Origin of the sequence: Nocardiopsis sp. YSL2, from assembly GCF_030555055.1 — a bacterium.
Lineage (GTDB): Bacteria > Actinomycetota > Actinomycetes > Streptosporangiales > Streptosporangiaceae > Nocardiopsis.
The window spans coordinates 6190999-6203552 of sequence record NZ_JAMOAO010000001.1; the positions used below are offsets into that span (position 1 = coordinate 6190999).

Consider the following 12554-nt stretch of genomic DNA (forward strand, 5'->3'; position numbering starts at 1 on the left):
CTCTCAGTGAACACAACGCATCATCCGTCACAGGTCCAACGGGAGCCCCAGTCCGGCGAACCTCTCCTTCAATTTCTGCTCGGCCCGCTCGCTGTCCGCCTTGAGCTCGGCGAGCGAGACCCCGTAGCGCTCTCCCCAGCCGAGGTACGTGTCCACGAGTCTCCGCTGGCGTGCGCGTGCCACTTCCTCGACTCGGAGAAAAAAGTCCAGTCGACGCTCCAGCTTGCTCGTGTTCACGCCCTCAATGTGCACATCCCACCAGCCCGCGAACACCCCGCGCAGCTCGTATTCGTCGAGCACTCGGAAATCGACCATTTCTTCCAGGAAGATATCCAGGAGCCGATCGCGATCGGATCGAGGGCCGCCGCTGGAGACCTCGTCCTCGATCTTTCCCCAAGCACGCAGGGCGCCCTCATGGAGTCCTCCGATGGATTTCTCGCACATACCGCGGATCGTCCGGACCACGCACTCAGGCCCTTCCTCAGGGAAGGCACAGACGGAGTCACCGCCTCGGGCGAACAGCGCGAACACGTCGATTCCCCAGGCCGCGAACGCGTCCTTGGCCGATTCGACCTCGCGTCTGGGGACTCCGCCGGTGAGAGCCGCCCGGAGGTCAGGAGGCCTCACCCTCCCGTTCTCGTCGTCGATGTAGTCGCGGATGTTGAGGTTGTAGTCACGCTCGACGATTTCCTCGACGGGCACGAGCCGCGAGAAGCCCGGGATCTCGTCCCGTTTGGCGAAGACTCGCGTGATCTTCTCGATGTGCCGCGGTTCGAGCCTGTTCTGGTTCCGGCCGCTGACCGCCTCGTGCTCGGCGTTGATGAACAGGATCCGATCCCCCGGTAGGACGATCTGCCCCTGGGTTCCACTGAAGACGACCAGGCAGGCGGGGACGGCGGAACCGTAGAAGAGGTTGGGGCCGATACCGATGACCGCCTCGATCCTGCCATGCTCCAACAGCGCCCTGCGGATCCCTTCCTCTTTTCCCGAACGGTAGAGCGGGCCGTGCGACATCGCCACGACGGCTCTCCCATCCGGGCCGAGAGAGGCCAGTACCTGCTGCACCGCCATCAGGTCCGCCCTATTCTCGGACGCCGTCCCGTACGTCGTGGAAGGCGCGGCGTACTCCTTCTCGCGGTAGGAGATCGCGAAGGGAGGATTGGTGACGATCCGGTCGTAGTAGTGACCGTCGGGATCGGTCGGGGTCCAGGACACCAGAGTGTCGTTCTCCTGGACCCTCCCGGGGTCGACGCCGTGCAGGTACAGGTTGACTCTGGCCAGGAACAGGGCGCCTTGGTCCACCTCCACACCACTCATCCGGATGTCCCCGGGGGCCTCACCCAGCCGGCTCAGGTGCTCGACGACCCGCGTCAGGGTGCCGCCCGACCCCGCGTAGGGGTCGCCGACGACCATGCCGGGTTCCGGTTCGGCGAGGCGCACCATGAGCTCGTTCACCGACCGGGGCGTGAAGTGCTCACCTCCGGCTTTGCCCAACCGTTCCCCCACCCGCCCCAGGTAGCGGTCGTAGGCGAAGCCGATCACGACCAACCCCCAGGGGTCCACCGGAAGGTCGCCGAAGACTGCGCGAACCCTTGTGACCGTTTCGGCCAGACCCGCCTGACCGTAGCCGTGGAAGGGGTCGGCCTCCGGGAACAGGACGTCCCGCCCCTCCTGCGTTCGCCAGGCCTCCCACGCCCGGCCCAGACCGCCTGCGTCCAGGCCCGACCATTCGAGGACCACCAGGGCCGACACCGCACGACAGGCCCTCAGTAGCCCGGTCTTACCCGCGAGCTTCTCCGTAGCCTGGAACAGGAGGTCGGCGACCTCCTCGACACCGCCACCTCTCGTCACAGCGTCCCCTCCTCTTCCAGCAGCGCGGCGAAGACCGACGGTTTGAGCGATTCCAGCCGCTCGGTGACCGCTCGCCTGGTCGCGATCACGGCGTCCATCTCCGCCAGTGTGTCCACGATGGTCCGCTGCCTGTCGATCACGGGGACCTCCACGGCGAGCCGCCGGACGGCCTCCGCGTTGAAGGACGGCACCGTCCCCGACAGCGCCGGGCCCTGGAGCCGCTCCAGGACTTCGGGGCGGGCCAGATAAACCGCCAGATAGCCGGGAAGGACCTTGGATGCCTCGGCCCGGATACGGACGCACGAGGACCCGTAGATCCACCCGGTGTGCTCCGACCCCGTGATCGCCAACCGGCCCAATGCCCCTTGGCGGACCATGACGATGTCGCCCGCGCGCAGTTCGAACGCGGTCGCCCGCTTCTTGAGCGCGTCCGTCTCCGGGATCCGGCGTACGTGCCGTCCGTCGATCCTCCTGTCACCCGTGAAGTCGGATGGCGTGATGACGGGAATCCCGTCCTGCCGGTCCCCCAACTCCTTCAGTAGGGCCCCCGAGGGTCCCGGTTTGACCTCTGCGACCTCTTCGAGGGGGACGCCGGTGACGCGGCCCAGTCCCATCTCCTCCATACCCTTCCCGTTCTCGGTCCGGCCGGTGGGCCCGGGTGGGACGCGCCCTCGGCGCGCCCCACCCGGCCCTCAGCCTTCGCAGGTACGACAGCCCCGCACCGTGCGCGCGAGACCCGTGACGTACCCCTGAACCGTTTCCTTCAGTGCGTCGAGCACGGCCGCGACCACGGCGTCCTTGGCCAGTGACAGCGTCGGCTTGACGAGGGCCACGACCGCCAGGGGCAGCGCGGTCGGCTCGTAGTACATCACGACGATGACGATGACGACCACCAGCGCGATCGGCATCTTTGCCACGCCCTTCCGCTCGGGGCCACCATGGGGGTCGGGGGTGTGCAACAAGCGCCTGCCTCCTTCTGTCCCGTGGTCATCACGGGTCCGCCGCGCCACCCCGCTGGGGCCGAATCCGCAGGGGTGGCGCGGTGTGGGCGGTGGATTCGCAATCACGGCAAGGGCAGAGCCGCGACCACTCGAAACAGCCGATAGGGCACTTCCTCGAGTGTTCCTATGGAGTACAGTAGCATATGAAGACAGCAAAGCCAGCTTTGCTGTCTCCTTCTCCGCCCTGAATGCACGCCAGCCTCCAGCAAGGCACGCTGTTTTTAACCCCTCGCGCCATATCCACTACACAAAGTGCACAACGCTGCTGTCGACCTCCCCAGCCCATCCCCTTCCACAGCCACGGCACCAGCCCTCCGAAGTTCAGCGAATCGGAGTCCCGCAGGGCACCCACGCAGTCGACATCCCCGCCCCTGGCGCATCCGTTCCCCCGGACGAGGCGGCCGGCGCTCAGCGCGAGAGGTTCCGGAACCCTCGACCCGATGCCGAGATCGCTGCGGGCGATCTCGCACGACCACTCCCAGCTCATCTCCTTTCCGTGTAACATTCCAAGAAGAGAGAGTTCAGCCGAGATCGTGCGGAGGAGAAGATGAGCAAGCGCACCGGCACCACGAAGATCGTCCGGACCATCATCGAGACGACGACCGTGACCTATGACCAGACGCCTCGAACCGGCCCTCCTTCCCTGAACGGACGTGGTGCGGCCGAGATCATACGGCTCATCGACTCGGGCGAGCTCAAGCCGGGAGAGCGGCTGTTCTGGAAGCGGCCGAGGAAGGGCGATACCCACTACGTCACAGTCAATGCGGACGGGGCCGTGACTCCGGAGGGCACGGACCAACGGGTCTCCCTCGCCGAGGCGACGGGGATCGTCTCCGGAATCTCCCAGAACGCCTGGACCGCGTGGCGCCGGGAACGAGACGGTGTCCGGTTGGACGAGCTGCGCGCCGGATTCGACCAGGGCTGACCACTGACGCGAACAGGAAAGACGCATGTCCCACGTGATCAGGATCGACGACGAGGTCTACGCCGAGCTCCAGAGGCGCGCGCAGCCTTTCGTGGACACACCCAACGACGTACTCCGTCGCATCCTCGAGCTGAACGCGCCCGCCGCGGAACCTTCCACCGTGGACACAGTGGACGTCGCGCGAGCGGACACCCCCGTGGTATCGGACAGCGAGCACGATCGCGGTGCGCTGTTCGACATGGTCCGAGCGGGGAGGCTCTCCCCCGGCGAAAGGCTGGTCTGGAGCCGCCCCCGCCGGAGGGAGAAGCACACCGCGACGGTGACCGCCGGTGGCCGCCTGCGTGTCGAGGGCAGCGACGCACCGCCGTTCAGGACCCCGTCGAGCGCCGCCCGCTCGATCTGCGGCCACGAGATCAACGGGTGGCGGCAGTGGCGCCGCGAACGCGACGGGGCCCTCCTCGACGACCTGCGCTAACCACCGGTCACGCGCTTGAGGTAGTCCTCCAGGTGGTAGGCGAACCGTTGGGCGACCTCCGGATCCTTCACTGCCGCGAGCGCTTCCTCCATGCGCGTTCGCAGGACCGTCAGCCCGTCCGGCTCGGCGGTGGTCCGGTCCTCCCGCACGACCGCCGCCAGCTCCCGGTAGGAGTCGATCAACCGCCGCGTCCACTCCTCGGGGTCCGTCCCCGTACCCGGGGCTTCGTGCCGGTCGAGCCACCAGAGCAGACCCAGCCCCTGGGTGAGCACCGTCTCCCGGAGCACCTCCAGGCGTGCGACGTGTTCGGCCTGTTCCAGGCGGACGCGTTCGCGCGCCGAGGCGCGGGCGCGGGCCCGCGCCTCGGTCTCCGTCGAGACAGCGACGTGCGCGCTCCCCGCGACCCTGATGCGGCCGTCGCCGTCGAGCTCTGCGGACAGTGCCCTGTTGGCGGCCCAACCGGCCTCCTGGACGTGCAGCACCGGGTGGACGGCCGTCACGGGGCCGAGGGCCCCGACGAGGAGGCTGCGGGCCACCTCGTCGGGGTGCAGGATCTGCCGATCACCGTCGGTGATCCGCCACTGGTAGGTGAGGCTCACATCGAAGTACAGGCCGGGATCAGCGCTCGGCGCACGCACGAAGCACCTACCCTTGGGTTCCGACCGTTCTTCCGGGGCGCGCTTCCTCCTATACGGAAACACCCTCGGGCTCTCCGTTCCGATGGTCGTCGTCGGGCCTTGCCCAGAAGTCCTGGCGCAGCCGGGCACTGACCGGGTCATCGCCCTGCACCAATCGGTCCAGATCCGGGTCGAGGCTGCGGGCGTTGCAGACGGCGATGACCACCTTGTAGGTGGCGTCGACGGGCAGGATTCCGTCGGAAGTGGCCTCCTGCCACCGGTTGAGGGCGAGACTGGCCTCCTCCCGCAGTCGCCCGTTCTTCCACACGGCCCACCAGGCGTCGCGGAGCAGGTCCTGGGCGGCGTCGCCCTCCGCCCCCTCCAGGTGGAGCAGTCCCCGAGCCGGGTCGGTGGCGCCTTCTTCGCCCACCTCGCCGCGCCCGTCGAACAGGGACAGGAAGAGCCTGCCCGCGACGTCCGCGGTCCGCCCGTCCTCCACCCAGTCGACCAGGACCTTGAGCACGACCAGGCGGCTGCTCTCCCGGGCGAGGAGCTGCGCGGCCGCGGCGACGGCAGCGTTCCAGAGGCCGGGGTCCTGGGTCTTCTCCAGGACGTACCGGAGTCGGGTGAGGGCCTGCTTGGGATAGGTCTCCCCGAACTCGCGCTTGCCGACCTCGATCACGGCCCTCTGCCGGTCGGGTGTCGTGGTCCCCTTGGCCCAGTTGCTCAACTCCGCTCGTACGGGCGAGCCCAGGACCGGGTGGACGGCGAGGTGGTCGAGGACCTTGACCGCGAATCCGGTCCTGCGCTGACTGCCTTGCTGCAACCAGGCATGGACGAGCGGGAGGACCGCGTCCTTTCCCTGAACGACGGCGACCTCGGTGAGGATGTCGGACAACCGTTCCAGGCTTGCCTCCGCGTGGCCGTCGGGGGCACTGATGTCGGCCAGCCAGTCGGTGAGCTTCGTGGCGAGGGACCCGCGCTTGGCCCACAGGTAGTGGATGAGGGCGAGGTCGAGCCCCTTGCGGCTGTCCGTGACGTAGACACGGCCGTCGCGAAGGGTCACACCGGCGTCATCGCAGCGGGTCTGGTCGTCGGGGCCGGCCAGAGCACCGCCCAGTTCCTCGAAACGCTCACGGGTCTGCTGCGGAACGAGCAGGTCGGCCGAGTTGAGGACGACCTGTGCCGGAGCACCGTCCAGGAAGGCCGCCGCGATGCGCAGGGTCCGCTTCTCGACCGCCTTCCCGTTCTCCTGGCGCACGTCACCCGCGAACCACTCACGGATCTGGGTCCGCCACCCCAGGAAGCGGTCCTTGGCCGTCTCGTCCCACGCCCCTTCGGCGTCCAGCACGATCCGGGCCAGATCGACTCCGCGCTCGGGCGGCGCGTCCGGGACGAGCAGGTCGTGGAAGGAGCTGTCCTCCTGGTCGATCCATGCCGCCCGGTCGGGGTGCTGGGAGTGCTGGAGCCGGAGCCGGGCGACCTCGACGGCGTCGGGGCGCCGGTGGTCCCGGGCCGCGATGCGGTGGTGGCCCCAGGGCACCTTCCGGGTTCCCCAGGCATGCTCGTCACCGAGGATGACGAGCAGGCTGCCGTCTTCCCTGGCTCGGGTCGCGTAACCGGCCAGGTCGCCGCGGAGCTGCTCGGGCACCGTCTCCAGGGTTCCGGTGAGGTCGAGCAGGTAGCCGGTGCGGGGCTCCAGCGGGATGCGCTCCACATCCGGTTCTTCCCAGTCGGGGCGGAGCTCGCGCAGCTCGACGTGTTCGGGCAGGGCGGTGAGGAGCCGGAGGGCGGCCGCCCGGCGTCCGGTGCCGGGGGTACCGGCCAGGACGTAGACCCCGCTGTCGGCGCGGGGGAGGTCACCGATGGGAGCGAACAGGTGATCGGGGACGATCTCGGTGCCGTCGATGGCCCGTGACGGCAGCTTGGCCAGGGCCCGGATGTACTGGCGGACGATCTTGGTGACGTTTCCACCGGCGACGAGCACGTCGCCGTCTCCGTTGCTGGTGATTCCCGAGGCGGACACCCGGTTTCCAGGCTCTTCTCCCCCGCCGGTGTCCGGCGGAGTCTCCTCGTCGCCCTGCTCCGGGGCGGGCTCGGCGCCGGGGTCGAGAGGCGGGGCCGATGCCGGTTCCGTCGGGGCCTGCCGGAGGAACACCTTCAATGCCTCGTCGTCATACCGCGGATGGGTGGGGGCAGGGGTGGATTCCTGGTCGTGCTGGGGGGTGTTGTTCGACTCGGTCACCGGTCCCTCCCCACGTGCGCGTCTCCGCCACTGATGATGACGTCGCCCCCTTGGTTGCGCACGTTCTTCACCCGAACATCGTTGGCGGAGACGGCTGGCTCAGGAGCGGCGGCCCGCGCCGCCTGCGCCAGGGCACGCAGCTGGTCGGCGGCTTCCGGGGAACGGCGCAGGATCTCGGCCAGGTCCTGGGCGATGGCCTCCGTGCAGACGCCTCGCAGCGCTTCACGCCCCCGCTGATCGGACACGTTCATGCTCTGTTCGTGGGTGTCCAGGCGGGTGAGGGCCGCGGTCTGGTCCGCTCCGTCGAGGTAGCGCTGGAACAGCGTCGCGCACTTCTCACGGATCTGCGTCCACGCGGCCGTGGCCATGGTTCCGACGACTGCGGTCGCCGCCGTGGTGGCGATGTCCAAGGGGGTTGTCACGAGGGTCTCCCATTCCGGGCTCGGCTGTCGGCTGTCAGGCATCCACCGGGCTCACTACGCCCGCAAACGCCAACATGAACAGTGAAGTTGTGTATGAAATGGATGTCAACAGCAAACTTTTGATGGAGCCGTGAGTACTCGCGTCAACAGAACTTTGTGATCACATGTCGCCGCAGGTCACAGTCCGTGACGACGGCGACCCGGGAGCCTTGGTGTGAGGCCCGACACATCAGCGCCGCCACCAGGTTCCGTCACGGACGACCCATAGCCGGGCCCACACCCGAGCCGAGTCGTTGACGTCCTCGTCGTCAGGCGGCAGGCCAAATCGAAAGGACCCACGGCCGCGCCGACCCACCGGTGGCCGGCGCGCCCTGGCGTGGGCGGGGGTGAGCCGGGTCGAGCCCCCCGGGTCCGCCCCGCCCGTGTGTGGTGGTCAGGGTGTCCGGCTGGTCAGGTCGAGGGTGTGCACCGACCGCGCGCCGTCGGCGGAGGTCACCGCCACCTCGGTCAGGCATCCGAGGCCGACGTCGAGACGCAGGCCCAAGGACCGCCCGTCGGGCACCGAGAATCCGCTGTAGGGAGAGGGTTCGTTGCCCATGGGCCTGGCCGCCACGCGCACGAACCCGTGTTCACCCCCGCCCTCCTCTTCCACCGAGTCGACCAGGACCCTGGCGAGGAGGTCCACCGGGCGCACCATCTCCACCAGCCACGTGTCCACGACCGCGAGCCACGAGCAGAAGTACCAGGGCTCGTCCGGGTCGGCCCCGCCCGGGACCGGGTTGCGAAACGTCCTCCCTTCGGTGACGTGCCGGAGTTCGCCACCGTCACACGACCACCGCGCCTCGCGGCCTGCAGTTGAGACCGTGTACTCCCAGTGCAGGGGATCGTCCGCACCCAGCCGGTGCTCGGATTCGACCCCACCGCGCACGAACGTCGCGCGGGCGTCGAAGGAACCGCTCCGGCTCACCAGGGTGAGCCATGACGCCGCATCAACACGCATCCCGACCTCCTTCTCACATGTCCGGGCGCACCAGCCACGAGGCGGACACGACGTCCGCGCCCGCACCGGTCTCCTCCGTCGGCCACGCCGCGTGCACGACCAGGTAGCCCGCGGAGCTCGGGGGGTCGATCACGACACGGGCGCTCTCGGAGCCGTCGCCGTGGTACCGGCACACGTCGGCGCCGTCCCCTTCGAACGAACACATCGTCTCCGTCCCCGACTCCTCGTCGGGGACCCCGCTCTCGCCGACCTCGGCATAGGAGTAGACCACCACACGCGTGGGGATCTGCTCCGTGCCGAACTCCAGCGCGACGTCCGGACCCGTCGTCCTCCGCTCGGCGCCGGACCAGTCGACCTCGTGTCCGGGCTCCTCGAAGGGCCCGCCGAGAACGGACCAGTCCACGGCGACCATCGGCAGGGCGGCGCCTGCTCCCCCTTCGAGGAAGAGTTCGGGCGGCTCTCCGGGGGCCTGCACCATCCGGTGTGCCATGTAGGGCACACCGGCCGCGGCAGTATCCGTCGGTTCCGTGTCGACTGGTTCCGTGCCACCCGGTCCGCCCTGCGCCGAACAGGCGGTGAACGAAGCCAGGACCGCCCCGAGGACGACGGCGCCGCCCACGGGGACACGAGCACCCCGAGAGCCGCGCCGGGCCGGCCTCAGTTGTTCGCGCCGCACGTGATCTCTGAGTCGTTCTGCTCGTAGGCACTCGCGCTCACCGGCTGCCCGTTGAGCACTCCGCTCCCGTATCCTTCCGTCCGCCACCGGTGGCGCGATCCCCGGTCACAGTTCACGTCGACGGTCACCCTGACCCGCCAGGCCGTACGGGGCCCGTTGGACTTGGTCCTCATGTGCTGCCATCCGTACCAGCGGGACCGGTAGGACTTTCCGGTGATCTTGTTGTCCACGATGGTGTTGCCCTGGCAGAACGACTCCACCCGGGTGTGGATCTGGTCGTTGGTCGTACGCGAGGGATGGGGCATGTCGACGCGGACCCCGCAGTTCCCGGAGGCCGGCCGCGGACCGACCCCGGCCGCGGAGAAGTCGTACTCCGACATCGAACGCGCGTCCAGGTTCGCGGATTCGTCGGCTTCGTTGGCAAGGGCGACCCCCGGAGCCGAGATGAGCATGAGACAGGCGGACACGGACACAAGGGAGGATGTCAAGCGCAACAGGAATCCCAACTCCAGTAACCATAATCGACCAACAGCGACTTTCCCCCACTACTGAAAATAAAACAATAGAGCGATTGCCGAAAATGCCAGCTTTTCAGCACAAATAATGACAGGTCGGACTGTTGGAATGTCAGGTGGCCCCGGAAAGCAGCGGCCCCGGACGACGGCGACCGACGGCGGTGCCGGACCCTGCACAGCAGGCCCTGTTGGTCCCGCCCCACCTGCACAAGGGCACAGCGTTGTGCCAGGTCGCTGCCTCGGGCAGGCTCTCGGTCCCCTCCATCGCCACGCCCGAGAGTTCAACTCTTCCTTCTCACTCAGAAGCCGCCCCGGGGACGAGGACCCTCTCAACCGCTGGCGTCGAACAGGAGTGCCACGGCGCGGATCATGCGCTGGAAGGAGCGGCTGCGCTCAGCGGCCAGGCTAAGATCCACGATCGCGGAGAATCTGGTCTGGTGGAGTGTCTCCTTGTGCGACGGCCATGATGCCGGGCAACTGCTTCTTCGCGTCTCTCTTGCCTTCCGGGTCATCGGGCGGCTGGGCGTCATCCCAGGAAATCTCCGGTGTCGGGTGTCCGGGGCGCCCTCATCGCGTCCGGGTTGATGCTGAAGACATTGATACCCGCCAGCCCTTCGTGGACCGGCTCGAAGATGTCGAGGCCCGCAGCGGCGACGAGGAAGAGACGGGCCTTGTTCGCGGGAAGCACCACAGCCTTTCAGTCCGATGGGGTCGACGCGCCACGCAGACCCGCAGAGGCCGCGCCGGCTCCTGGTGGCCGGCGCGGCCGTGCTGGAGGCGGGCCTCAGAACAGGCCCGTGGTGAGGTGGCGGGCGAGGGCTCCGGCTGCGGCAGCGAGGGTGTAGGCGACCAGGGGCCAGGCGGGACGGCGGGGTCTGCGGTGGCGGCGCGGCCGGGGTCGGGGACGCCGGGGCAGGGGTGGGCGTTCCGAAGGCGGTGGCGGGCCGTCGTCGGGGGCCGGGCGCGGAGCCGGGACCGGGAGGCGGCGCCGCCTGGCGGCGCGTTCGCGTTCGCGGCGGCGCTGCTCGGCGACCAGCATCCACGGCGGCAGTTCCCCCTGGCGCATACGGCGCTCAACGCGGGGGTTGCCGCGCATCTGGGCGAGGAGACGCTGTTCGCGGCTGGGCTGCGGCCCCCGCCGGGAGGGCTGGGGTGTGTGGGTGAAGCGGCGGCCCCGGGGAGCGGACAGCACCGCCCGCACCCCGGGAGACACCCGCTCGTCGGCGATCACGAAACCGCCTTCACGGTGGCGTCGGTGTGGGCGAACTCCGCCCACAGGAAGGTGCCGAGTCCCTCGCAGAACGGGAAACCCACCACCGCCCGGCTGCCCCAGGCCGCGGCCAGGTGGTCGATGAGCAGCAGGCCGCGCCCGCGCTCGGCCCACTCACCGTCCAGGGGTGCGGTACGGGGGATCTCGGGGAGCATGGGCGGATGGGGGCTGTTGGTGCGGTGCCCGTCGTCGATGACCCCGACCCGCAGCCGGTCGGCGGTGGGCATGGTCAGCGTGCGGATGACGTGCCCGTCGGGCTCGCCGGAGCGGGAGTGGTCGACGGCGTTGGCGTAGAGCTCGCTGGCGCACAGCACCAGGTCATCGGCGGTGTCGATGACCAGACCGGCCAGCTCGGACAGGTCCCGGCGCAGGTCGGCGCGGAACCGGGAGGTGTGGGACAGGTCGCCCGGGTAGAGGCGGCAGGGCCACCGGCGCCCCTCGAACGCGGGAGCCGCCGTGTGGGCGGGCGGCCTGGGCTGAGGCACAATGAACATGCCGAACTCACTTTCTACTTAGCGATGGGTGGATGGGGGGTCGGCTGGCCCTGGTGGGTGTTGACGGCACCCACCAGGGCGTTTTCATGCCCGGGGCGCGAGCGACAGCACGGCAAGGCCAAACAAGATCCCATGAGACCCGCATATGCAATCCGCATCTACAGATTTCCTCACCCCGTTTGTGCCTGCAGGCCCACCGAGGCAACATGGACCGCATGACAATGAGCCCAACTGTCGCGCAATGGCAGCTTGCGAACGATCTGCGCAAATTGCGTAGAGATCGGAAGCTTGCTGAGGTGGCCAGAGCCATCAGGGTGAACGCCTCGACGGTGTCTCGTTGGGAGACACCCGGAGTCGAAGGGGTGATCCCAGGGCCAGGAAGCCTGGAACGTCTGCTGGAGTACTACGGCCTCGAACCCGAGGTGATCCAGCGCTTCCTCCACATGCGTAAGGAAGCCAGGTCGTCCGGCTGGTGGCAGTCCAGCGGCATCGCGGAGGACTACGGGACGTACATCGGCCTGGAGAGCGCGGCACGGCGCATCCGAACCTACGAGCCTGTCCTGGTTCCCGGCCTCATGCAGACTGAGGGCTACGTACGCGCCCTGTTCAAAGGCACAATGCCGAGCGCTTCCCCGGAAGTGGTCAATGCCGGAGTCGAGGTTCGCATGAACCGGCAGAAGGCACGGCAGGCCAACAGGTCGCACTTGTGGGCAATCGTCAGCGAAGCCGCGATCCGAACGACAGTCGGAGGCCCTAAGCTGATGGCCGAGCAGATTCGGCATCTCATCCAGGTCTCGGAACAGCCGAACGTGACCCTCCAGGTACTCCCCTTCGAGGCTGGCGCCCATGCCGCCCTGGAGATCGGCAAGTTCACGCTTCTCACCCTGGACGAGTTGACGGTGCTCGTGACCATCACCGACAACACGAGTCTCTTCTGGGACGATCAGGCAGCTTTGGACCGGCACACGGAGGTCTTCGAGCGATTGCTAGCCGACGCCTGGCGCCCAACGCAGACGATCGACTTCCTTGACCGTACAGCCAAGGCTCTGGAGAAGGAGTAAGC

At 68.4% G+C, this 12554-nt stretch carries 15 protein-coding genes; 3 read left to right on the forward strand and 12 right to left on the reverse strand.

The genetic code is table 11. The annotated features are described in order from the left end of the window. Positions 1-27: 27 nt before the first annotated feature. From M1P99_RS27220 to M1P99_RS27230, 3 genes are all read right to left on the reverse strand, one after another. Positions 28-1851, reverse strand: coding sequence for an N-6 DNA methylase (locus M1P99_RS27220; RefSeq protein WP_304455443.1), 1824 nt, complete (start codon positions 1849-1851; stop codon positions 28-30). Continuing rightward, positions 1848-2474 carry a restriction endonuclease subunit S gene (locus M1P99_RS27225; protein WP_304455444.1) on the reverse strand — a complete coding sequence of 209 codons (627 nt, stop codon included), beginning with the start codon at positions 2472-2474 and terminating at the stop codon, positions 1848-1850. The genes M1P99_RS27220 and M1P99_RS27225 overlap by 4 nt, the downstream gene beginning before the upstream one ends. A 69-nt stretch (positions 2475-2543) precedes the next feature. Then, entirely contained in the window at positions 2544-2768 is a 225-nt protein-coding gene (locus tag M1P99_RS27230) for a hypothetical protein (protein ID WP_304455445.1), read from the reverse strand. 631 nt (positions 2769-3399) lie between these two features. Here M1P99_RS27230 and M1P99_RS27235 point away from each other — a divergent pair. Beyond that, complete coding sequence (locus M1P99_RS27235) at positions 3400-3777, forward strand: hypothetical protein (RefSeq protein WP_304455446.1); 378 nt, start codon at positions 3400-3402, stop codon at positions 3775-3777. A gap of 25 nt (positions 3778-3802) precedes the next feature. Beyond that, positions 3803-4252 (forward strand): hypothetical protein, encoded by a 450-nt coding sequence (locus M1P99_RS27240; RefSeq protein ID WP_304455447.1) that lies wholly within the window; start codon positions 3803-3805, stop codon positions 4250-4252. Here the strand turns inward: M1P99_RS27240 and M1P99_RS27245 are convergent. The 9 genes from M1P99_RS27245 to M1P99_RS27285 all read right to left on the reverse strand — a co-directional run bounded on the left by M1P99_RS27245 (position 4249) and on the right by M1P99_RS27285 (position 11491). Continuing rightward, positions 4249-4890, reverse strand: coding sequence for a hypothetical protein (locus tag M1P99_RS27245; RefSeq protein ID WP_304455448.1), 642 nt, complete (start codon positions 4888-4890; stop codon positions 4249-4251). The two genes, M1P99_RS27240 and M1P99_RS27245, sit on opposite strands and share 4 nt — an antisense overlap. A gap of 49 nt (positions 4891-4939) precedes the next feature. Beyond that, the gene (locus tag M1P99_RS27250) at positions 4940-7114 is read right to left on the reverse strand and encodes a hypothetical protein (RefSeq protein ID WP_304455449.1); all 2175 of its coding nucleotides are present in this window, start codon (positions 7112-7114) and stop codon (positions 4940-4942) included. Next, complete coding sequence (locus M1P99_RS27255) at positions 7111-7536, reverse strand: hypothetical protein (protein WP_304455450.1); 426 nt, start codon at positions 7534-7536, stop codon at positions 7111-7113. Before M1P99_RS27255 ends, M1P99_RS27250 begins: the two co-directional genes overlap by 4 nt. A 433-nt stretch (positions 7537-7969) precedes the next feature. Next, entirely contained in the window at positions 7970-8536 is a 567-nt protein-coding gene (locus tag M1P99_RS27260) for a hypothetical protein (RefSeq protein ID WP_304455451.1), read from the reverse strand. A 13-nt stretch (positions 8537-8549) separates the two neighbouring features. Then, positions 8550-9026, reverse strand: coding sequence for a hypothetical protein (locus M1P99_RS27265; protein ID WP_304455452.1), 477 nt, complete (start codon positions 9024-9026; stop codon positions 8550-8552). A gap of 167 nt (positions 9027-9193) precedes the next feature. Beyond that, positions 9194-9679 (reverse strand): hypothetical protein, encoded by a 486-nt coding sequence (locus M1P99_RS27270; RefSeq protein WP_304455453.1) that lies wholly within the window; start codon positions 9677-9679, stop codon positions 9194-9196. A 574-nt stretch (positions 9680-10253) separates the two neighbouring features. Continuing rightward, positions 10254-10418, reverse strand: coding sequence for a hypothetical protein (locus tag M1P99_RS27275; protein WP_304455454.1), 165 nt, complete (start codon positions 10416-10418; stop codon positions 10254-10256). Positions 10419-10511: 93 nt separating this feature from the next. Next, positions 10512-10958 (reverse strand): hypothetical protein, encoded by a 447-nt coding sequence (locus M1P99_RS27280; RefSeq protein ID WP_304455455.1) that lies wholly within the window; start codon positions 10956-10958, stop codon positions 10512-10514. Beyond that, entirely contained in the window at positions 10955-11491 is a 537-nt protein-coding gene (locus M1P99_RS27285) for an ATP-binding protein (protein ID WP_304455456.1), read from the reverse strand. The genes M1P99_RS27280 and M1P99_RS27285 overlap by 4 nt, the downstream gene beginning before the upstream one ends. Positions 11492-11697: 206 nt before the next feature. Here M1P99_RS27285 and M1P99_RS27290 point away from each other — a divergent pair, with 206 nt between their 5' ends. Further along, positions 11698-12552, forward strand: a complete 855-nt coding sequence (locus M1P99_RS27290; protein ID WP_304455457.1) for a helix-turn-helix transcriptional regulator — start codon at positions 11698-11700, stop codon at positions 12550-12552. Positions 12553-12554 lie beyond the last annotated feature (2 nt).